Source organism: Flavobacterium covae (genome assembly GCF_001534645.1).
Taxonomy (GTDB): Bacteria; Bacteroidota; Bacteroidia; order Flavobacteriales; family Flavobacteriaceae; genus Flavobacterium; species Flavobacterium covae.
Genome location: NZ_CP013992.1, coordinates 395,022 through 419,458, shown reverse-complemented (window position 1 = coordinate 419,458; position 24,437 = coordinate 395,022). Strand labels below are relative to the sequence as shown.

Here is a 24,437-nt window from a genome sequence, read left to right as displayed (position 1 = left end):
CTTTAAAATAAAAAACGAAAAAAATCATGCCCAATCTGTATTTTCGCGTACTTCTTATCTTTATACCATTTTTTACATTTGCTCAAGATGTAAATATAACAGGTAAAATTGTTGATTCAGAAAGTAAATTAGCTCTTGAAGCAGCTACTGTATATGTCACAAAAGTAAAAGACTCCTCAATAATAGATTATACGATTACCAATGCTAAGGGAGCTTTTGAATTTAAATTCAAACCTATTAAAGAGGCTTTTTATTTAAGAGTTTCACATCAAGGATATGAAGATTATAAGAAGAAATTTCAACAATTAAACTCAAATTTAAAGTTAGAGAGTATAGAAATTACAAAAGCATCAAAAGTTTTAGACGAAATTGTAGTAAAATCGGAAGCGCCACCTATTAGGATAAAAAAAGATACTTTAGAATTTAATGCTAGCTCCTTTAAAGTCCGCCCTGATGCAAATGTTGAAACGCTTTTAAAACAATTGCCAGGCGTTGAAGTAGGAACAGATGGGAAGATTACGGTTAACGGAAAAGAAATAAATAAAATTTTGGTTAACGGAAAACCTTTTTTTGATAAAGACGGGAAAATAGCTATTCAAAACCTACCCTCTGAATTGATTAAAAAAGTTCAAATAACAGATTCAAAGACAAAAAAAGAGGAATTGTCAAAACAAAAGGCAAAGTCTAATGAAGCAAGTATTAACCTAATTATCGATAAAGATAAGGAAAAAGGCTTATTTGGTAAATTCATGGGAGGTTTAGGCACAAAAGAGCGCTATGAAAGTAGTGCTTTAGTGAATTATTTTAAGAATAAACGAAAAATAAGTGTTTTAGCTTCTTCAAATAATATAAATGCCGCAGGGTTTTCGATGGACGAAATTTTCGACAATATGGGTGGTGGTAGGAGCAGTATTTATTATAACGATTCGGGGGTTTTGGGTATAGGTAATATTCATTTTGATAATAATAAAGGAATTACGCAGTCTAATTTAGTAGGCATTAATTATACAGATGAACCATTAAAAGATTTTTCAGTAAATGCAAATTATTTCTTTACAAGTTCTAATTCAAATAATACGAATAAAACACGTTTAGAAAATTTTTTAGCTACCGGCAAATTTATTACTGAATCTGAATCAGTTTCAAATGAAAGTAGATTTGTACATAAGTTAGGAACCGAATTTGAATACAAGATCGATTCTACTTTTGTAATTTCTATTAATCCTAATTTTCTTCTTGCTAAAAATGATTTGTCTAATAAAAATTCAGAAGTTTCAAGAAATGAAACAGGGACAACTCTAAATGAAAGCAATGGTAGTAAAACAAGTATGAATGAAAGTAATAATTTTACTAATTCGTTAACAATTAATAAATCATTTAGAAGAAAAGGACGAAATTTAAGTTTGAATTTTGATAATGATATTACAAATGAGTCAGGTAATGAAGTAAATAATTCATTTACAAAATTTTATTTAAGTCTTTTAGAAGACCCTAGAAATCAAATTTTTAAAACTAAAAATAATAAACAAAACTATCATTTTACTTTAGAATATCTTGAACCTATAAAAGACTCTTTACAGTTAAGTATAGGATATAATTTTGAGAGGAATAATAAGAAAAATGATACACAAAGTTTTGATTTTAATGCTTTAACACAATCGTACACTAATTTTAACGATCAGTTGAGTTCTGTTTTTTCATCAAATTTAAGTGAAAATTCAGTGTTTGGTGGATTGGCGATTAATAAAAAGAAAGTTAGTTTGAGTTTTTCTTTAGGGACTACGGTTGCTAATTTCACTGCAAATTCATTCTACTTATCAAACTATAATGAGGTTAAGAGAACGTTAGCTTATCCCTATGCTATTATATATTTTGATTATAATTTTTCAAAAACAAAGTTTATTTATTTGAATTATAATTTTAGAAATGAATTTCCAGAAGCAAATCAAATTTTACCTGTTATCGACTTGTCAAATCCATTGAATACATTTGTTGGTAATGAGAATGTTTCTGTAAATAAATCTCATAATATATATGGACAATTTAGAAACTTTAATAGTTCAAAAAAAGCAGGTTATAATTTTTACTTTGGGAGTAATTTATATGAAAACCAAATTGTAATTTCAACTGATTTTGATGCAGATAGAAAGAGAATCACTACATACAAAAATACAAGCGGTACATTTAATACTTGGGTAGGATTAAGTGGAAATAAAACATTCAAAAAAGATGCTCATACCCTTAAGTTTACTTTAGGTGCAAATATTAATTATGATTTATCTAAAGGTTTTAACAATGGTCTCGAATTTGAAGCAAGGACGGTTAAAATGACACCAAGGGTTAATTTGAATTATGATTTTGGAGAGCTTTTTTCTATGAATTCAAGTTATTCGGTGCCAATTTCAAAGACAAATTATACTAATTATTTTATAAATTCTGCAAACATAGTTACTCATAAATTAAGTTTGCAAACCACTAATTATTGGCCTAAAAACTGGATGTTTGGTAATGATTTTTCTTATAATTACAATTCAAATATTGCTGATGGTTTTAAAAAAGACTTTTATTTATGGAATACAAGTTTGTCTTATAGCTTTTTTGATAAAAAGATGATTGCAAAAGTAAAAGTGTACGATGTGTTAAACCAGAATCAAAATGCAACCAGAGTTGTAACCAGTGCAGCTATACGTGATGAAGAAAATATTGTTTTAAGACGTTATGCGATGTTTTCACTAACTTATAAAATTGAAAAATTTGCTGGTAAAGAAAAAACCAACTCGAAATAGATCCAGTTTTTAGAGCTGAGGTTTGTTACAATATAGAGTGAACAATTTTTATAAGATACTTTTTTTATCAAGGCAAGATTTTTAAGCATAGCTAAAACTACAATATTTTTAGTTATGGAAATTCTGTTAAATAAAAATGCTGCCTTTAGGAGAAAAAATGAGACCTTTTTTAGTAATAAACGAAATATTTTTTAAAATCGTTTTATACCATTTTACCTTTGGAATTTCCTCATAATGCTATTTTTTTAACCTAGAGACTTTCCAAAAAGCTCGGAATCTTGTTCATCTCTACCAAAGGGTGAAATCACACAATACTGATTATAAGACTCTTACTTACGGGGTAACAAACTACACTTTTTGGACAACCTCCTTTTCTGTTTTCAATGTAAAAGCATATTTAGGAAAAAATTTCGTGCATTTTATTTTTAAAATATATTCGTATAGGAAAAGATTTATTTTTAAATATCTTTACATTAAAGTTGGACTAGGTTCCTCTTTCTAACGGGTATGCCTCAACCCTTTAATACTTTTTTGAGGCATCCTTTATTGAAAAATAACACGAAACAAAAAATGAAATACAGAACCTAGTTCACAACTTTTTTATAAATCATAACTGCCCCATGATCTATAAACACTAATCAATAAATTATAAAACCTGTTTTCTAAAGTAATATTAGAAAGTTTAGAACTTATTAAGGAATTTTCTCTTGAGTTAATCAAGAACAAGGAACTTTCTCCCATTGTAAATAAACGTTCTTCTGCTGACAACATTTTTTGAAAATCAGACACCAGCTTTTTATTAAGTTGAAGTTGTTTTTCTAATGATTTTTTTTCTTGACTTAATGCTTCTATTTTGTTTTTTAATTGTTGTTTTTCAAATTGTAAACTAAATTGTATATCTTGTATTTTCAAACTTGCTAACTTTAAATTTCCTCTTTCTTTTCTTAAAAACAAAGGCATTATAAAATTGATACCTAGCTTGTAATCTTGAAAACGATACTTCCCAAAATAATCGGGTTCAGAAAGATAATTATAGCTAAAATCTAACTTTGGTAAAAGCGCATTGGTTTTTAATCGTTGTTCAATAGTTAACATTTCTATTTTAGTATTCAATGCTTTTATTTTGGGATGATTTTCAATTTTTAACTGATTTGATTCTATTCTGGATAAAGTATTTCGTATTGTTGTTTCTAATTCTATTTCGGGATGAATACTCTCATTAATTTCTAGAGGAATATTATTTTCGGTCCAGATATAATTAGATACTTCTAGTTTCGCTTTTGTTAATTTTAGTTTTGCGTCTTCCAAGTTTAACAAACGATTTTTTACTATTGTTCCGGCTTCTATACTATCTATGGCGGGTTTATCACCTTGCTCTATAAGCTTTTGAACTCCTTGAAATCGAATGGAAGCATTTTTTAAGTAAGATTCATATAATTGTACTTCGTGATAAACACGCTTCCAATTAAAATAACTTATAGATGCCTCATACAATAGATCTAAAGCTTGCAAATCACGTTCTGCAGTATTAAGTGTAAGTGCTAATTTGGCTTTACGAATATCCGCCATTCGCTGATTTATGAATAAACCTTGTCCGATAGGTACATTAATTCCTAAAGATGTCAATCCTTTATTAGGTGTTTTTATTTCTGGATTTACAAAAAGTCCTTCGTTATTGTTAAAAGCGGCTTTAAATTCAATTCCATACCAAGTTGGAATTTTAAAACTGCTATTAAAAAGAGAGTAATAATTTTTTTCTTTAAAATTCTTTTTGTCAAAATCAATTTCAATTTTAGGATCAAAGGCACCACGTGCTTGCATTAATTGTGCCTGTGATTCTGATATGTTCAGATTTGCTTGTTTTACGAGTGGATGATATTTTTTCACATATCCTAAGAACTCGTCATAGCTGAGTTCTTGGGTTTGTGCTACCATTCTTATTGAACTAAAAAAGAGTATTAAAAATAGTTTTTTCATTACTTTTTCTTTTCTTCTTTTGATTTATTATCCACTTTATAAAAATTAGGGGGAAAACCATTTAAAGTTCTCCAAATTTCAAACCAAATAGGTACATCATTTAATAGTGCTAAAGTTTTTGCACCTGCTCCTATACTTAACAAATGAGGCCACTTCTTATCTTTGGGATTAGGTGCTATAAGTACCCTATATTTTCCATTATCACTAATAAAGTTTTCTTTTGCTACAATAACACCTCCAAATGTACCATAAGATACACCTGGCCATCCACTAAATACAATAGTAGGCCATCCATCAAACCATACTCTAACTTTTTCTCCTTTATTAACTAAAGGAAAGTCAATGGGGTCAATATATGTTTCTACTGCAATTTCAAAATTAGCAGGCATTATGCTTACAATGGAGGTACCTTCTTTTATAGTTTCTCCTACGCCTGATTGTAAGGCTCTATTTACATAACCATCCTGCGGTGCTGTAATGTAGTATAGTCTATTTCTAATTTTATAATTAGTATATTGATTTTTCAATTTATTTACTTGTGCCTCTGTATCATATTGCGAACTCAAAGCTGTTTGTTTATCACTACTTGCTTTAGCTACTTTTTCAGCATATTCAGCTTGAATACGATGAAGTTCCATCTGGGCATTCAACACATCATTTTTAGCGGCAATGTATTTATTTTCTTGGGTATTGTTTTTTGCTTCTAGATCTTGAAGTTTCATTCTTTTTTCTTCTACATCTGTTAGAGGTTTTAATCCTTCTTTATGTAAATTTACTGAACGATTAAATTGTGTACGAGCAATTTTTAGTTGATTTTTTACAACTTCTAAATCAATACTATCACTTTTTGTTTTTAAATAGGATTGTTTAAGTTTGTTTTGAGCTTGTTTATATTTTAATTTTTTTTCTGTTTCTATGGCTCCTATTTGTTTTTCTAGAACTTTAACTTTTTGATCATAGGATACTACAGCACTTTCTTTTGCTCTAACCTGATTAGCTGTGTTTTGAACCAAATTAGGATCAAGGTAGTCTTCTTTAATTTCTGAAATATAAACAATGGTATCTCCTTTTTTGACGAAATCTCCTTCTTGTACAAACCATTTTTCTATACGTCCTGCAATGGTTGTTTGAATTTCTTGAGGTCTCTGATTGGGCTTAAGTGTAGTTACATATCCTCCTCCTTTTATATTTTGTGTCCAAGGAAGAAAAAGGAAGGATAATAAAAGAATTCCTGTACTTACAAAAATTCGTTTTATTATTTTATATTGTTTATTCTCCGCAAATACTTTAGTTGATTTATATTTGGTCAAATCAACTGATTTTTCTATTCTGTTGTGAGTTATATTAAGCATGACTTATACTAAATGACCGTTATTTATTTTAAATGTTTTATTACATTTTTGTTCCCAATAGGGGTTCTTACTGATCACTACTAGTGTCCAATCATTTTCATTACTGGTTAAATAATCAATTATTTCTTTTGCTGATTTGTCATCTGATTTGTCTACTGGATCTTCAAGGAATAAAATCTTAGGTTGTTGAATAATACAACGTGCCAAAACTATTTTTTGGGTTACCGACGAATTAATTTGTTTTCCTTCAGGAAAAAGCTGAGTATCTAGTCCGTTGGGAAGATTTTTAATTACTTCGGTTAATTTTACTTTTTCTAAGGCATCTAATACTTGTTCTATAGTAATAGAAGGATTATTACAAGTAATGTTTTCTAGGATAGTTCCTTCAAAAGGAGCTTCATTGAGTGTAATAATACCTATTTGGGTTCTAAATTCTTCTAATGCGTATTTTTTATAATTGGTTTCATTGAGATAAATGGTTCCTGATGTGGGTTCTATTAAACGTGCTAACAAACGTATAAGTGTTGTTTTTCCTGCCCCATTATCTCCTTTTATTAGTATTTTATCTTTTGATTCTATTTTGATATTAATGTTAGATAAAGTAGGAATATCAGATCCTTTGTATGTAAAGGCTAAGTCTTTGGTTTCTATTTTTATAGTAGTTATTTTATCTAATTTATATAGTCTTTTTTCTGTTGTCAGTATTTCTACTTCTTTATCAACAACTGCTCCTAATTTTTCTAGGGAGGTAAGAACATCGTAAAATAGTTCTAAACCTGAAAATAATTTTTCAACTGCTGCTACAATACTTAGGATTACTATTTCTGCTGCTACAAACTGACCTATATTCATCTGTTGATTTAACACTAATACTCCTCCTATTATTAATAATCCTGCTGTTAGTAAAATTTTAAAACCTACTAATTGGATAAACTGTTTACGAAGGATTTTAAAATGGTTTTCTCTTTGTTCTAAATATTCATTTACTAGCTTATCATTTTTTTCTAAGGAGAATAAAAATAAATTTTGATTTTTAAAACTAATATGATTCCGTGCAATTTCTTGTAACCAATGTGCTACTTTGTATTTGTATTTAGATTCTTTTAGACTGGTTGCTAATCCAGCTGTAAAATTCATTCGGTAGATTAAGTACAATAGCGTCATTAATATAATTCCGAAAAAAATAAAAAATGAATGGTATAGGGATAGTAAGACAATTCCAAATAGGATTTGTAATAAAGCTGTTGAAATGTCTAGAAGTAATTTGGATACACCTTTTTGAATATTTAAGGTATCAAAAAAACGATTGGCTAATTCAGGTGGGTATTCGTCACGAAATTCGCTTGTTTTTATTCTTGGAAATCGATAAGCAAACTCAAAAGAAGCACGAACAAATATTTTTTGTTGTAAGTTTTCGGTAATTCTAAATTGCATAATTTTCATAATGCCAACTAAGGCAACGCCTATAATTACAACCATCACTAATACTATCCAAGAAGTACTTACTTGTCCTGCTTGTATAAAATTAATGATAGACTGTATACCCAATGGCAATGATAAACTTATTATCCCTGAAAAAATAGCGTACAAAAAGATTTGAGAAATATCTTTTTTATCTAAAGAAATGAGTTTTTTAAATCGTTCAAAGGGTGTCATAATATAGTTTTTTTAGCTAAATCAATAAAAAATTCAGACACATCATCTTTTTCATTAAAATCTGTAATCGTTTTAAAATGTTGTTTAATGAATTGTTGATGTAGAGCTCCTTCTACTATAGTGGAGGCTAATGTTTTGGCATATTTATAGGAGGGATTTATTTCATTAATAATATCAACTATTCTCGTTACAACTCTTTTATATACCACAAAATAACCTTCTTTATTTTCCTCATCTACTTCTTTAGTTAAAAAAGTTTTAGTAAACTCAGAAACGATAATCCTGTTTAAAATGGTTTCATTTATATACGATGTACTGGCATCATCTTGTATATTTTGAGATACAATTTTAATAGTTTTTTCTAACTTTTCTATTGAGTCTGAAATATTTGTTGTCTTAAAAACAATATGATATTCCATCCATGCCCAATACCAAGAAGACAAGTACAGGGTTAGCTTATGCTTATTTTCGAAATAACGATAAATAGAACTCTCATTTGACTGAATACGCTCTCCTAATTTTTTAAACGTAAATAATTCGAAACCTATTTCATCAATAAGGATAATACTATGTTCGATAATCTTCCTTCCCAATTCTGAGGTTTCAGGATCCTTGACATATAATTTGTCATTAACCGCTATTTTCATATTTGACAGAAGATGTTTCATCTTTATTTTTTTGAACAAATATATAAAAAAATAATAGTATTACTATTGAAACAACAAATTTAACTTTTATTTAATTATCTAATACTATTACAATTGAGAGTTTGACTTTTATTCTTTAAAATTAAAACTGTAATCTAAAAATCATAAAATATAAAAAGCTTTTTGTAATTTTGGTAAAAAGCTCCCAATGCCTAAACTTAACTACCTAATATTCTTTATTTTATTATTCCCCCTATATTTATATGGTCAGGAGAGTGCTGATTACTACATAAGAAAAGTTTTACTTCATCAATATACAAACCAAGGGCTTAAATATCAATTAACAAGTTATAACAACCTAATCATTACAGCCGATCCAAAAGATTCTTATGGACATATAGATACTATTTATAAGTTTAAGAAAGGAAATAAAGTCATTAAAGAAATAGATTCTTCTGATTATAAATTTAAAAAGATCATTTCAAAACAACATTTATATCAAGCAGAAAAAATTTCTATAATTACAAAAAATAATAAAAACATTAAGGAAGAAATAATTGCTACGCGCATGGCTGGTTTTAAGGAACCGATAGTAGAATATTTTACCTTACAACTTCATCCTTTTAATTTATATAATTCTAAATTAGAAATTGCAGAAAAAGAATATATCAATCCCATTTCGGAAAAAGGTTTAACGAAGTATTTATTTTCTATTACTAATTATGTTTCTGATCAGAATCGTAAACTGGTTCAAATAACGTTTTGTCCTAAAAACAACAAAAATCCAGATTTAGTAAAAGGAGATTATTTTATAGATACTGAAAATTTTAATATTGCTAGGGCATATTTTTATACATTAGGAAAGATTGAATGCCATTCTTATCATCATTATAATTATAATAAAACCGTAAACACTTGGTTTCCTTTGCGCACGCAATTAATCTTAAAAAAAGGAAATAGTAAATATCCAGTAAAAATTTTAGGCGAATATATAACTTTTGAGGGATCTGAAAAGAAATATAATCCTACAGGAAAAAAATATGCTTCTGATTTTATTGAAATAATCGTTACTACTCAATATTCTAAATTTACTTTAGGCGACTTTGTTATAAATAAGAAATACTTTCCTATATCGTTATCAAATAAAGCGAGCAAAAGAAAAGAATCTACTTGGTTTGAATCTTTTCAAGATTCTATTGATAAACGAAGTTTACCTACTTATCTTTCTTTAGATAGTTTAATAGATGCTCGAAAATATGAAAACAAGCTAAAAATTGGTCGTAAAATCATAAAAGGATATTATCCTATAGTTTTTTTTGATTTGGATCTAAGGTATCTTTTTAGATACAATAATCACGAAGGGATACGCTTAGGCTTAGGAGGTATTACTAATGATCATTTTTCTAAATATTTTAGAACAGAGGCATATTTTGGCTATGGTACTAAAGATTATGATTTCAAAAAAGGGGCTTCTGTTTCTTTATTATTAGATCGTAGTGCTGAAACATGGCTGGGTTTTGGTTATCAAGATGATATAACAGAAATAGCTAATAATAACTTCGAAATAAACAAAAAAGCTTTCAAAATTTACGATTCAAGACCTTTTAATTTAACTACTTTTTATAATCATCGTACACTGAGAGCTTTTATAGAAAACAAAATAATACCTAAAACAGAATCTATTCTTCAGATAACAAAGAGCAATATTACGCCTTTATTTAAATATCGTTATGAGACGAATGGTAACTCTTATAAAGAATTTAATATAAATACTTTTTGTTTTTCTTCTCAATGGAATCCTTTTAGTAAGTATATGCAAACCCCCAGTGGTAGAATTGAATATAGAAAAGAATATCCTAGATTTACGTTTCAATTTTCAAAAACGTTTCCTAATTCGCTAAATGATGTATTTCAATATACTCGATTTGATTTTCGATTTGAATATCAAAAAAAGGTATTTAATAATCATAAAATTGATTTTCAGTTAGAAATGGGTTACATAGATGGAAAGGTTCCTATTACCCATCTATATAGTCATTCTCCTAATAATTTACAAAAAGAAAAGATTATTGAACGAGTTAACTTTGCGGGTAGGGATAGTTTTGAAACAATGTTTTTCAATGAATTTTTTTCAAATAAACAACTTTATACTCATATTCAGTATCAGTTTTCAAAATGGGAAATTAATAGACAAATAAATCCTATTTTTAACGCTGTACTTAGATATGGAATAGGAAATCTTAATGCAAAAGAGAATCACAAAGACATTACTTTTAAAACATTAGATAAAGGGTATTGGGAGTCAGGTATAGAAATAACCCAAATCTATAATGGCTTAGGAATATCAAGCTTTTATAGATTTGGGCCTAATCAGTTACCTACTTTTAAAGATAATCTGGCTATAAAACTAAGTTTAATAATTGATTTAGGGTTTAATAATTAATACAGATGGTAAATTACTTAACCATAAATTATTAGAGGCTACTAATTTCTTCCAACTTTCAAGACTAATTAGCATCAAATCTTGTTTAACCAAAAAGGCTTTTTGAACTTGACTTTCTTTAACTATAGAAATATTGTCTGGAAATTCTCGATCTAGTGATTCGATTGCATTTTTTATCAGATAATTGCTTTCTAGTTGATGTTTTAGATCTACTACATTTACCTTAGAATTATTATTGTATACAAACTTTTGAATATAGTCTACTAAAAAAGCATCTTCTGAACAAAAGAAGGGTACAAAGATCTTATCTAAAGATTGCAATTCATTATCAGCTAATATTCCCAGAGGTGTTTTATTTTTAGATATTATCTGCTGGGTTCTCTCATCAAATATGGAATTAGCAAACAAACCTTCTTTTCCTGTTAACTTGTCTAATAGTCGATCTGGATTTATTAATCGAGTTGTAAAACCAATTACTTTTCCTAAAAGAGAACCCTCGAAAATAGATTTCCCTAAACCAACTAAAAGTAAATCGTAATCTCCTTTACCTGCTACTTCAGCAATATCTGTTTCTATATCTACGGTCGCCTTAAAAATAGTTAATATTTCTTGGTTTAAATTTTTAGATTCTTCTAAAATGGGTACAAATGATTCTTTTTCATATTCTTCTGTATTATAACCGTGCATTTCATCACTTACAGAAAGGTGCATGGCCGTAATAGCAGAATTTTCTTTTTGTTTTTTGGTAAGAGCATTGGCTACTTTCAGTAATGATTTACCTTTTTCATGATTTCCGAATGAGATTAATATTTTAAATTTATGTAATCCTTCTGTAATTTCAGGAAGTATTTGATCTTTCGTTTTAAAAATAAAATTAATTAAATCTAAAGCAGGACCTGTCATGAAGGTTGTTACTAAAGCCATAATAACCATCATAGTAAAGATTTCAGAAGTAAGCACTCCTAAATCATACCCTATATTTAGTACTACTAACTCCATTAAACCACGTGTATTCATGAGTGCTCCTATTACAAAGCTGTCTTTCCATGTTTGTCCAACGAATTTAGATGTTAGTGCTCCTCCAATGAATTTACCTGTTACAGCAACTAAGATAATGAAGCCTGTTACTTTCCACAAGTAAGGTTCATTAATTAATCCAATTTGTGTTCTTAATCCTGTAAAAACAAAAAATAAAGGGAGTAGCAGTATAAGGGAAACATCTTCTACTTTATCAATAAAGATATGTCTAAATTTAGCAATATCTGGCATAATAGCTCCCATCATAAATGCGCCAAATAAGGCGTGAATTCCTATTATTTCAGTACAGTATGACGAAATAATTAGAGTTAAAAAAAAGATTGCTACTACAGGTTTACTCAAACTTTCACTTTTTGAATACAAATCCCCTACTCGTTTCAAAAATGGTTTTACGAAAAACAACATAATTAAAACATAAATAGCGGCTAACGCAATTATATACAATGAACTAGCAAAAGTCCCCGCTTTAACAATAGCAATGACTGCTGCTAACAAACACCAAGCTGTTATATCATCAGCTGCTGCACAAGTAATTACAATTGTACCTAACTTGGTTTTATGCAATCCTCTTTCTTGTACAATACGTGCTAAAACAGGAAAAGCTGTAATACTCATAGCAATTCCTAAAAACAAAGCAAAAGATAAGAATTCTACTCCTTGAGGTGCAAATTTATGATATACAAAATAAGCTAATACCATTCCTAAAGCAAAAGGAATAATGATACTAGCATGACTTATTACTACCGCATCATTGGCTTTATTTTTTAATACTTTTAAATCTAATTCCATTCCTATTACGTACATAAAAAGAATGAGACCTATCTGACTTAAAAATTGTAAATTACCCAACGACTCTGAAGGAAAAATAAGAGCTGTAATTTCAGGAAAATACATCCCTACTACAGAAGGTCCTAAAAATATACCTGCAATAATTTCGCCTATTACAGATGGTTGTCCAATTTTTCTAAAAATCCAACCAAAAAAACGTGCCACTATTACTATTGTAATGATCTGTGCTAATAAAATTGCTAAAGGATGTTTGACATTATGAATAAGAGACTCTAAAAATTGCCCCCATAACGTATTACTCGAATTAGGAGCTATAATTTTTCTACCTATTTCTAAATTTTTTCCTTGCTGTACAATCCAATACATTAAGGTTGTAAAGACTCCCGTAACAGTAAAATAAAAAATAGCGTTTTTAAGTTTTTTCATTTTTTCGTAAATACATAATGCTTACAAATATGATAAATTATGCAGTCATATAAAACAATCTCTACAAGATTTAATTAAAAAATAATTCTACAATATCTTATCCATAAAAGTTAGGCAAATTGACCTAAAAAATAAAATTGGTTTTCTAAATTTGTAATCGCTTTTATAGAATATGAGAAAATTATTAAGCCTTGGTTTTTGGGAATTAATTGCCCGATTTATTTTACGTAACAAAATTACAGTCCTATCAATCGTTATTATACTAACAATAGGACTGGTTACTCAGTGGAAACACATTCGTTTTACTCAAACAGAGGCAAACCTAATACCTCAAGACGATAAAATAAATATTGATTACACACATTTTTTAAAAACTTTTGGAGAAGAGGGAAACCTAATAGTCGTGGCTACAAAAGATGCTAAATTATTTACTCCTAAAGTTTTTAGAGCTTGGAGTGTTATGATACATAACATTCAAAAACATCCTGAAGTGGATTTAGTTATTTCACCTGAAAATCTAAAAACACTTAAAAAAGACGAAACACAACACTCTTTTAAATTAAAAAATCTAGTTGATATTAAGCAAACTAATAAACAAAATTATCTAAACAATATAAAAAAACAATTGTTAGATAGCCTTCCTTTTTATGAGGGTCTGTTATACAACAAAAAATCAGGAGCTATTCGTTCTGCTATTTATATTGACAAAAAAATAGTAAATACTAAAAAACGAAAAGATTATGTACTAAACAAACTCATTCCTGAATTTGAAAAATTTGAAAAGAATACAGGACTCATACTTCACAAGTCTGGTATGCCTTATATTCGCACACTAAACGCTAAAACCATTATAGATGAAATTGGTCTTTTTATAGGTGCAGCCTTATTTGTCACAGGACTCATTTTCTTTTTCTTTTTCCGTTCATTTCGAGCTACTGCAATTTCACTTTTAATTGTAATTATTGGCGTTATGTGGTCCTTCGGATTATTAGGTTTACTAAATTATGAAATAACGGTTTTAACAGCCCTAGTTCCTACTCTTGTAATTGTTATTGGCATCCCTAACTGTATTTTTTTAATTAACAAATATCATCAAGAATACTACAAGCACAAAAATAAAACAAAAGCCTTACAACGCGTTATAACCAAAACAGGTACTGCTACCCTAATGACAAACCTAACAACAGCTTTTGGTTTTGCAACCTTTATTGCCACAAATAACACTTTATTAGTTGAATTTGGAATTATTACATCTATTAATATTTTGGCTATCTACGTACTATGTATACTTATCATACCTGTTTTTTTTAGCTATATACCAGCTCCTATTTCAAGACACTTAGGACATTTAGAAAGAGAATACTTAACCTCTTTTTTTAAATGGATTGTTAATACCGTAAAATATAACAAAGTAGGCGTATACACCATTTCCGTTTGTTTACTAATCATTGGAATGATTGGTATTCATAAAATCAAAATATCGGGTTCAATAATAGAAGATATGCCTAAAAAAACGGCTTTTTTTAATGATATTCGTTTTTTTGAAAAAGAGTTTGACGGTGTAATGCCTTTGGAAATTATGATTGACACCAAACGTAAAAAAGGAGTAATGAAGCTTTCAATGCTTAAGCGCATGGAAGAGTTACAGGAAACAATTCATGACATTCCTGAACTTTCAAAACCACTCTCTGTTGTTAATTTAGTAAAATATGCTAAACAAGCATACTATAACGGAAATCCTGATTTTTATGAGTTGCCAACTACTCAAGAGCAAGCCTTTATCCTTTCGTATGCTAAAAATGCAACTAAAAATTCGAAAGAAAATTTAATGAAAAGTTATGTAGATAATACAGGTCGCTATGCACGAATAACTACTTTTATTAAAGATGAAAACGGTGAAAAAATGGAGGCAATTGAAACACAATTACGCGCCAAAATTGACAAACTTTTTCCATCGCCACGCTATGACGTTATTATTACAGGAAAACCCTCTGTATTCCAAAAAGGAACGCAATATTTATTAGACAATCTCCTTTCCTCTTTATTAATGGCTTTTGGTTTAACAGCTGGCTTAGTAGCTATTATGTTTCGTTCATTCAAAATGGTATTAGTATCAATCATACCTAATTTATTACCTCTATTAATGACTGCTGGATTAATGGGCTTTTTAGGCATACCATTAAAACCCTCTACAATTTTAGTTTTTGGAATTGCTTTTGGAATGTCAGTAGATGATACATTACGTTTTTTAGCTCAGTATCGTTTAGAACTTTCTCGTAACGATTGGAAGATTAAAAAATCAGTCTTTGCCACATTTGATGATGCAGGAATTAGTATGTTTTACACCTCAATAGTACTTTTCTTTGGTTTTTCCGTATTTATGTTATCAAGCTTTGGAGGAACTGTAGCTCTTGGAGGATTAGTAGCCTTAACTTTGAGTTTTGGAATGTTATCTAACCTCGTTTTATTACCTTCATTAGTCCTATCACTAAACAAAACATTAGCTAACAAACAAGAATTACCCGAACCAATTATTGATATTTTAGAACCTACTGATGAAGAGGTAGATGCTTTCGAAAAAAAAGAAATTTAATCTAGTCCTATTCTTAATAAAATCCTCTTTTTAAGATTAAATATATTATAAAGATTCTTCAATTAAAAATTGATTAACCAAAAATGAAATACAACCAATTTATAGATCAAAACACTCTAATTGTTAATAAACTAAATACAAAATTCACAGTAATAAGCTTAATGCGTTTTCTTTTTATTGTCTCTTTTCTATTTTTTAGTTATAACTACTTTAAAAATAAAGATTCTTTTTTTCTTGTGCTTGGTCTTTTTTCTATTCTCCTTTTTTTTGTTTTGGTTAATCAACATCAAAAAATAAAATGGAAGAAAAAATTACATCAAAAACTGATTTTAATCAATAACAATGAAATTCAGTATCTAGCAGGAAAAAGCATTCCTTTTGAAGAAGGAACAGAATACATAAACTCGAATCATTTTTGCTCCTTTGATTTGGATTTATTTGGAAGAAAATCATTATTTCAAAATCTTAATAGAACCGCTACTTTCGTAGGAAAAGAAAAATTAGCTAACTTACTTCAAGGAAAATTAAGTAATGAAGAAATAAAAGAAAATCAAGATGCAATAAAAGAATTGTCTCAAAAAATTGAATGGAGGCAACATTTATTAGCTCTAGCTCAGTTTAGCGAAGATCATCAAGAAAAATATGAAAATCTAATTCATTGGATCAATAAGAAAGAAAAAACATTTACATCATCTATTGTTTTTATTTCTTTTTTATTGCCCACAGCCATCCTATTAACCTCTTTAGCAACTTTTTTTTTTCAAAATGCTTTCTTTTATAATTTAACCTCTGCTTTATTCATCGTCAATCTATTAATAACAATAAGTCAATTAAAAAAAATTAAGAAAGAAATAGCTAATTCGGATAAAATCTTACAATCTATAAAATCATATACTTCTATCCTTAAAGTAATTGAATTTGAAAAATTTGAAAATTTAAAACTCATTGCACTTCAATCCAAACTACAAAAAGAAAATCAATCAGCCTTTCAAAACAGCCAAAAATTATTTACTATAGTCACTAATATTAATAGTGTACAAAACGTTTTAGGAGCTGTTTTTGTAAACGGTTTTTTTCTTTATCATATTCATACACTAAGAAAATTATATTTATGGAAAAATCAATTTTCAAAGGAAATAAAAACTTGGCTACAAATTGTAGGTGAGTTTGAAGCTCTTAATAGTTTAGCTAACTTTTCATATAACAATTCAAATTTTGTATTTCCAGAAATTAATACAGATGGAGAAATTAATTTTGAAAACATTGGACATCCATTACTACAATCAAATAAAAGAATATGTAATACATTTGTATTAAAAGCTAATGAATTTGTTATTCTTACAGGTTCAAATATGGCTGGTAAAAGCACCTTTTTAAGAACCTTAGGTATTAACATGGTTTTGGCAGGTATTGGAGCACCTATTTGTTCTACTAAAGCAAGTGTACACCCTTACGATGTTATAGTCTCCATGAGACAATCAGATTCATTATCAGATGGCGAATCGTACTTTTTTGCTGAAGTGAAAAGATTAAAACAAATTGTCGAAAAATTAGAAAACGAAGTTTGTTTTGTTTTACTTGATGAAATCTTAAAAGGAACCAATTCTGATGATAAACAAAATGGAACTATTGAGGTAATTAAAAAAATCATTTCCCAAAAAGCAATTGGTTGCATTGCTACACATGATTTAGAAGTATGTAAAATGAGTGAAACCTATAAAAACCAACTTTTTAACAAATGTTTTGAAGTAGAAATACAAAACAATGAATTATCTTTTGATTATAAACTACGAGAAGGTGTTTGTAAAAATAAAAGTGCCACTTTCTTAATGAAAAAAATGGGTGTAATATAAGACTTTAAAACTATTCTCCTAACATCTCATTTACCCCAGAGTATTTGTTAGGCTTTCTGATGAAAACAAAAAGAATAAAAAAGGAAAATACATAGATTTTTTTACCGTAATTGCAGTTTTAATACATTGAGAACAAGAAACGAAATTCTTTTTTGATTCAAAATCATTTTCATTTATAATAAATCTCTAATGCGTAATCTAGATTTTATATAATTGAAAAAATCATACCATTTAAACTTTGAAATTTCCTCATAATACTATTTTTTTAACCTTGAAACTGCCCAAAAAGTTCGCAATCTTGTCATTTCAACTAAAGGGAGAAATCACATAATATTGATTATGAAACTCCTCTTTATCGGAGTAATAAACTGTATATTGATTTATTATTTTTTGTACAGCCTCATATTAGGCAAAGTTAGTCTGAATTGATAGTAATATAAAATTAGAATAGACATCAACTATAAAGTTTTAATTCCCAATTTCATTTGTATTTTAGGGATAGAAAAGGCAAAACATTTTCTTTTGAGTCTTTAGTGGCATATTTAAACGATTTGCATACTTATTCCATTTTTGAGAAATAACACATTTTTCCTTTTTTTCTTACAAAAATATAAAGCCAAAGTAGAAATAACTAAAGCCAAAACAATTCTCATCTCTTTTATTTTTTACTAAAGATAATAACTTTCACTTTTTGAGCAAATCCACTATATTTGCAGATTATAAGATTAAAAAATCTTTTTAGATTCAGTCATTCTGAATTCTAATTTTTAAAACCTATAGATATAAAATGAAACATACCAAAATTAAGGACTTACTAAACAGTACTAAAACATTACATGAAGTAACCGCTAAAGGATGGGTAAGAACTTTTAGAAATAATCAATTTATTGCTTTGAACGATGGTTCAACGATTCATAATATCCAGTGTGTAGTAGATTTTGAAAATACGGCTGAAAATACTTTAAAAAGAATTACAACAGGAGCTGCTGTAGCAGTAACAGGTGAATTAGTAGAGAGCCGTGGTTCGGGTCAAAAATACGAAATACAAGTTACTAAATTGGAAATTTTAGGAGACAGTGATCCTGAAAAATTTCCAATGCAACCTAAGAAACACTCTTTAGAGTTTTTACGTGAAAATGCGCATTTACGTATTCGTACGAATACATTTGGCGCAATCATGCGTGTACGTTCAGCCTTATCTTTTGCTGTACATCAATATTTTCAACAAAGAGGGTTTTACTATGTAAACACACCTATTATTACAGGTTCTGATGCTGAGGGTGCAGGTGAAATGTTTCGCGTAACCGCTTTACCTTTTGAAAATACTCCTAGAAATGAAGATGGAAGCATTAATTTTAAAGAAGATTTTTTTGGTAGAGAAACCAATCTAACCGTATCAGGCCAGTTAGAAGGCGAAGCATACGCAATGGCATTAGGTCAAATCTATACTTTTGGTCCTACATTCCGCGCAGAAAACTCAAATACGTCACGTCATTTAGCTGAATTCTGGATGATTGAACCAGAGGTAGCATTTAATGACTTAGCGGATAATATGGATTTAGCAGAAGATTTTATTAAATATGTAATCAAATATGCTGTTGATAATTGTCCAGAAGATCTAAAATTCTTAGAAACCCGTTTGTTAGACGAAGAAAAACAAAAACCACAAGCAGAGCGTAGTGAAATGGCTCTTTTAGAAAAGTTAAGTTTTGTCTTAGATAACAATTTCAAACGTGTGTCTTATACAGAAGCTATTGATATTTTAAAAGATTCAACACCTAATAAAAAGAAAAAATTCCAATATTTAATTGAAGAATGGGGAGCCGACTTACAGAGCGAACACGAGCGTTTCTTAGTAGAAAAGCATTTTAAATGTCCTGTAATCCTTTTTGATTACCCTGCAAAAATCAAAGCTTTTTATATGCGTTTGAATGAAAATACAGAACCAGGAAAAGAAACCGTACGTGCTATGGATATTTTATTCCCTGGTATTGGAGAAATTGTAGGAGGCTCACAAAGAGAAGAACGTTTAGATGTCCTAACTGAAAAAATGAAAGCATTAGGAATTCATGAAGAAGAACTATGGTGGTATTTAGACACACGTCGTTTTGGCTCTGCTGTTCACTCAGGCTTTGGTTTAGGTTTTGAACGCCTAGTGTTATTTGTAACTGGTATGAGTAATATTCGCGACGTAATTCCTTTCCCAAGAACTCCACAAAACGCTGAATTTTAATAAATAACAGATTCGTTGAATTGGTTATTCCTATTTATTTTGAAATAACCAATTCAACAAATAATCGAATAATTAAAAATGTTAAAACAAAATTTAAACTTAAAATTATCTCAAAAACTTTCCCCTCAACAAATTCAGTTGATGAAGTTAATTCAATTACCTACTCAGGCTTTTGAACAACGTTTAATGGAGGAAATGAACGAAAATCCCGCTTTAGAAGGAGGAATCGTAGAAGATGAAGAAAGGTTTGAAAAAGACGAGTTTGACACCGATGAATATGATGACTTTGATGATTCAGAAAGCATTGATGCCAATGATATTAATATAGATGAATATTTAAGCAACGACGAAACACCTGATTATAAAACACAAAGTAATAACTATAGTGATGAGGAGGAGGAATATGAAGCCCCTTTTGTTGCTTCTGTTAGCTTTCATCAGGATCTAATCAATCAGCTTAATACATTTGTTTTAACTAATGAAGAGAATGACATAGCCGAATTTTTAATTGGAAGTATGGATGATGATGGCTATTTAAGAAGAAGTATTTTAGATATTGTAGATGATATGGCGTTTACGCAAGCTATTTATACTGATGAAACTCGTGTAAATAAAATTCTTTGCTCTATCATTCATGAATTAGAACCGTCTGGAGTAGGGGCTCGTGATTTACAAGAATGCTTACTACTCCAATTAAAACACAAAACTCCAACTGAATCTATTGAATTAGCAATTAAAATAATAGAAGAACAGTTTGATGCCTTTACTAAAAAACATTATGAAAAATTACTCCAAAAGTACAGCATTTCTAAAGAACATTTAAAAAAAGCAATTGACGAAATTGAGAAATTAAATCCTAAACCAGGAGGATCTTTTTCAGGCAATAACAAAATTACAGAACATATAGTTCCTGACTTTGTGATCCGTATTAATGATGACGAATTAGAACTAACTTTAAATGGTAGAAATGCTCCAGAACTTCATGTTTCTAAGGACTACCAAGAAATGATGAAAACCTATAAAGATTCTAAAGACAAATCCAATGCACAACGCGATGCAGTTCAATTTATTAAGCAAAAATTAGATTCTGCTAAATGGTTTATTGATGCTATCAAACAACGTCAGGAAACATTATATGTTACCATGAATGCTATTATGCTTTTTCAAAAAGAATACTTTTTAGAGGGTGATGAAACGAAATTAAAACCAATGATTTTAAAAGATATTGCTGATATGATTGGTTTAGATATTTCTACTGTTTCTCGTGTTGCAAATAGCAAATATGTAGATACTCCTTATGGCACTAAATTACTCAAAGATTTTTTTAGCGAGGCCATGATGAATGATCAGGGTGAAGAAGTTTCAACTATAGAAATCAAAAAAATCCTTCAGCAAGTTATTAAAGAAGAAGAAAAAAGTAAGCCTTTACCTGACGATCAATTAGCTGTTATTTTAAAAGAGCGCGGCTATCCTATTGCAAGAAGAACCGTAGCTAAATATCGCGAACAATTGGATATTCCTGTTGCTAGAATGCGTAAAAAAATTTAGTCCTCTATAAAAAGCTGTCTAAGAAAAACCTATCATATTTCGTCCCTTAACTTTAAAACTGTAAGAAACTTTCTGTTAGCCTATAGAATTTCTTGTTCTAATCAAAACAATTAATTCCATAATTTTTTAGACTGCTTTTATATCATATAAACTAAAAAAAGAAACAAATTAATCTATTTTATGATCCATAAATGTATAATAGGTGTTTTTATAACCTGATATTTTTGTACTCGTAAATCGCACACTTTCCCCTACAAATTCATATTCATATTCATTTACTTCTGGCTCTTTGTATTTATCAATGATTTCATAAAATCTATCATTTTCAACCCACCATCTTCCTTTATAAGTAGCTTCATTTACATTATCTTTTTCATCTATACGAACCAAAGAAAACACGCAACTTCCATTAGCAAAACGACAGGTTTTCCATTGATTACTAATTCCTTTTTCTAATTGTTCTACTTCAGTACCTTCCCAACAGCCTATAAATCTAGGATCTATAGTTTTAGATTCCGATTGAGCAGTACTAATAGCTATATTTAACAACGTCGTTAATAAAAACAATATTCTTTTCATCTTCATACACTTTTTAATAAACCCCCTCCATGGGATTCTAACGATTATCATAGAGTAAATAAAAAATAATGTTTTTTAGTTTTTGTTTATGTTCTACAAGATATGTATTTTTTTTATTTAAAATATTTTTTATCCATTTTTTTTACAAATAGATCTATTATTTTTTTTTATTATCTATAGAAATTTTAAAAATAATTTCATTTTATCTTATTATTAACAAATGTTTTTTTAAAACAAGAATCTAATTAATTGAAATCAGGTAGTTCGAGCACGAAGCGCACCGAGACACCAACACTAATTTTTGTTGCTTTTGTAGGATAGTGCCTGGATCAACATGCGGTTTGTCACTCCGACGAAGGAAGAGTCTCATAATCAACATTATGTAATTTCTTCCTTTGGTCGACAAGATTGCGAACTTTTTGAATAGTCTCAAGGTTAAAAAAATAGTATTATGAGGAAATTTCAAAGTTTAAATGGTATTACATTATTTCACCAATAATTTGAATGTTTTCTATACTCTAAATTTCATTTGTTGAATTCTAATTGCATTTAAAATAGCTAATAAAGCAACTCCTACATCTGCAAAAACGGCTTCCCACATGGTAGCTATTCCTCCTGCTCCAAGAATTAAAACAATAGCTTTTACTAAAAAAGCTAAAGTAATATTTTGCCAAACAATTTTTTTGGTTTGTTTACCTATTTCTATTGCCATTGGAATTTTACTTGGCATATCATCTTGAATAACGACATCTGCTGTTTCTATAGTTGCATCACTTCCTAAACCTCCCATAGCAATTCCTATATCACTTAAAGCAATGACAGGAGCATCATTTACCCCATCTCCCACAAAGGCAACGGTTTCTTTTTGAGCTATAATTTCTTTTACTTTATTTACTTTATCTTCTGGCAATAAATCGCCAAATGATTGATCAATATTTAATTCAGAGGCTACGAATTTTACTACTGTACTCTTATCCCCACTAAGCATTGTGGTTCTTACACCGAGTGATTTCAATTTATTAATTGTGACTTGCGCATCTTTTTTTATAACATCAGCTATTGTAAGATAACCTACAAAATGTTTGTCATAAGCTACTGCAATTAGGGTATAAACAATACTTTCTGGATTTATATCGTATTGAATATTAAATCTATCCATTAATTTGAAATTCCCCACTAATAATTCTTTTTCATTTACAAATGCTCTCAAGCCATGCCCTGCTATTTCTTCTACATTTTTTAACTCAACAGAAGAAGGATTAGGATTGCCCACAAACTGTTGAATAGCGGACGCGACAGGGTGTGTACTTTGGCTTTCGAGCGCATTTACCATTTCTAAAATTTCATTTTTATTGAATTTAGAATTAAAAGATACTTCTTGCACTTTAAAAACCCCTTCTGTCATGGTTCCTGTTTTATCCATTACCACATTTTGAATATTAGCTATAGTATCCAAAAAATTACTTCCTTTAAATAAAATTCCATTTTTAGAGGCAGCTCCAATTCCTCCAAAATATCCTAGAGGAATACTTATAACTAAAGCGCAAGGACATGAAATTACTAAAAACACTAACGCTCTATATAACCAATCATTAAATACATAATTAGAAACAAAACTAATTGGAATAATACAAATTAAAATGGCTAGAACGACAACAATTGGAGTATAAATTTTAGCAAATTTTCTAATAAATAATTCGGTTGGTGCTTTTTGTTCGGTAGCATTTTGTATTAATTCAAGTATTTTAGACAATTTACTATCTTTGTAATCTGTGGTTACTTTAATTTGTACTACTGTGTTTAGATTTATCATTCCAGCTAAAACGGTTTGTCCTTTTATTTTTGTATCAGGTTTGCTTTCGCCAGTAAGAGCTGCTGTATTAAAAGTTGCTTTTTCAGAAAGAAGTTCACCATCTAAACCTAATTTTTCACCTGGTTTTAATTGTATAATATTTCCTATTTTTGCTTGAGAGGCTTTTATTGTTTTAAAAATATTGTTTTCAACAATGGTTACTTCGTCAGGTCTTTGATCTAATAGTAATTTTATATTTAATTGAGCTCTAGTAACTGCTAAGGTTTGAAATACTTCTCCTACCGCATAAAAGAGCATAACAGCCACTCCTTCTGGAAATTCTTTTATAGCAAATGCGCCTATTGTAGCGATGGACATTAATAAGAATTCTGAAAAAATATCTCCTTTAATACTACTTTGAAAAGCTTCTTTCAAAACAGGAATTCCTACAGGCAAATAGGCCAATATGTACCAACTTATTCTTACCCAACCAGAAAACCATGATTGAGGGATATAATTTTCTAAGCATATTGCTATTATTAGTAAAACAAAGGAAACTAGAGGAAAAAAAAACATTTTAAGAGGACTACTATTATCATTATGATGATGTCCTTCATGATTTGAATGTGCTGTTTTTGTAGTACAACATCCCGATTTTTTATCGGAATGTTGATCTTTTTTCGGATTTGGGTTATGAATATCTTGATTTTTCATTTTAACAGGTT

Annotated in this window: 13 protein-coding genes; 6 read left to right on the top strand and 7 right to left on the bottom strand. The window is 29.1% G+C overall.

The features are described 5' to 3' along the window. Positions 1–26 precede the first annotated feature (26 nt). The gene (locus tag AWN65_RS01735; RefSeq protein ID WP_060381594.1) at positions 27–2,786 is read left to right on the top strand and encodes an outer membrane beta-barrel protein; all 2,760 of its coding nucleotides are present in this window, start codon (positions 27–29) and stop codon (positions 2,784–2,786) included. 600 nt (positions 2,787–3,386) lie between these two features. Here AWN65_RS01735 and AWN65_RS01730 read toward each other — a convergent pair. From AWN65_RS01730 to AWN65_RS01715, 4 genes are read right to left on the bottom strand one after another with little or no spacing between them, the layout of a single operon-like run. Then, complete coding sequence (locus AWN65_RS01730; protein ID WP_060381593.1) at positions 3,387–4,763, bottom strand: TolC family protein; 1,377 nt, start codon at positions 4,761–4,763, stop codon at positions 3,387–3,389. Then, complete coding sequence (locus AWN65_RS01725; protein ID WP_060381592.1) at positions 4,763–6,115, bottom strand: HlyD family secretion protein; 1,353 nt, start codon at positions 6,113–6,115, stop codon at positions 4,763–4,765. Before AWN65_RS01725 ends, AWN65_RS01730 begins: the two co-directional genes overlap by 1 nt. Before the next feature lie 3 nt (positions 6,116–6,118). Further along, entirely contained in the window at positions 6,119–7,771 is a 1,653-nt protein-coding gene (locus tag AWN65_RS01720) for a peptidase domain-containing ABC transporter (protein WP_060381591.1), read from the bottom strand. Continuing rightward, positions 7,768–8,439 (bottom strand): TetR/AcrR family transcriptional regulator, encoded by a 672-nt coding sequence (locus AWN65_RS01715; RefSeq protein WP_060381590.1) that lies wholly within the window; start codon positions 8,437–8,439, stop codon positions 7,768–7,770. The genes AWN65_RS01720 and AWN65_RS01715 overlap by 4 nt, the downstream gene beginning before the upstream one ends. A 187-nt stretch (positions 8,440–8,626) precedes the next feature. On the opposite strand from AWN65_RS01715, the gene AWN65_RS01710 reads away from it, so the two are divergent. After that, the gene (locus AWN65_RS01710; RefSeq protein WP_060381589.1) at positions 8,627–10,861 is read left to right on the top strand and encodes a DUF5686 family protein; all 2,235 of its coding nucleotides are present in this window, start codon (positions 8,627–8,629) and stop codon (positions 10,859–10,861) included. On the opposite strand, the gene AWN65_RS01705 is transcribed toward AWN65_RS01710, so the two are convergent. Further along, positions 10,844–13,114: a cation:proton antiporter domain-containing protein gene (locus AWN65_RS01705; RefSeq protein WP_060381588.1), complete on the bottom strand. Its 2,271-nt coding sequence runs from the start codon at positions 13,112–13,114 to the stop codon at positions 10,844–10,846. The genes AWN65_RS01710 and AWN65_RS01705 overlap by 18 nt on opposite strands. 172 nt (positions 13,115–13,286) lie before the next feature. Here AWN65_RS01705 and AWN65_RS01700 point away from each other — a divergent pair, with 172 nt between their 5' ends. The 4 genes from AWN65_RS01700 (at position 13,287) to rpoN (ending at position 21,341) form a co-directional block, all read left to right on the top strand. Beyond that, entirely contained in the window at positions 13,287–15,707 is a 2,421-nt protein-coding gene (locus AWN65_RS01700; RefSeq protein WP_060381587.1) for an efflux RND transporter permease subunit, read from the top strand. Positions 15,708–15,790: 83 nt separating this feature from the next. After that, complete coding sequence (locus AWN65_RS01695; protein WP_060381586.1) at positions 15,791–17,560, top strand: MutS-related protein; 1,770 nt, start codon at positions 15,791–15,793, stop codon at positions 17,558–17,560. A gap of 787 nt (positions 17,561–18,347) precedes the next feature. Further along, positions 18,348–19,793, top strand: coding sequence for an asparagine--tRNA ligase (gene asnS, locus AWN65_RS01690; RefSeq protein ID WP_060381585.1), 1,446 nt, complete (start codon positions 18,348–18,350; stop codon positions 19,791–19,793). 78 nt (positions 19,794–19,871) lie between these two features. Continuing rightward, positions 19,872–21,341: an RNA polymerase factor sigma-54 gene (rpoN, locus tag AWN65_RS01685; protein WP_060381584.1), complete on the top strand. Its 1,470-nt coding sequence runs from the start codon at positions 19,872–19,874 to the stop codon at positions 21,339–21,341. Between the two features lie 168 nt (positions 21,342–21,509). On the opposite strand, the gene AWN65_RS01680 is transcribed toward rpoN, so the two are convergent. Together AWN65_RS01680 and AWN65_RS01675 are read right to left on the bottom strand one after the other, a co-directional pair. After that, complete coding sequence (locus AWN65_RS01680; RefSeq protein WP_060381583.1) at positions 21,510–21,920, bottom strand: hypothetical protein; 411 nt, start codon at positions 21,918–21,920, stop codon at positions 21,510–21,512. Between the two features lie 511 nt (positions 21,921–22,431). After that, a complete protein-coding gene (locus tag AWN65_RS01675) occupies positions 22,432–24,426 on the bottom strand; it encodes a heavy metal translocating P-type ATPase (protein ID WP_060381582.1) in 1,995 nt (664 codons plus the stop codon). Positions 24,427–24,437 lie beyond the last annotated feature (11 nt).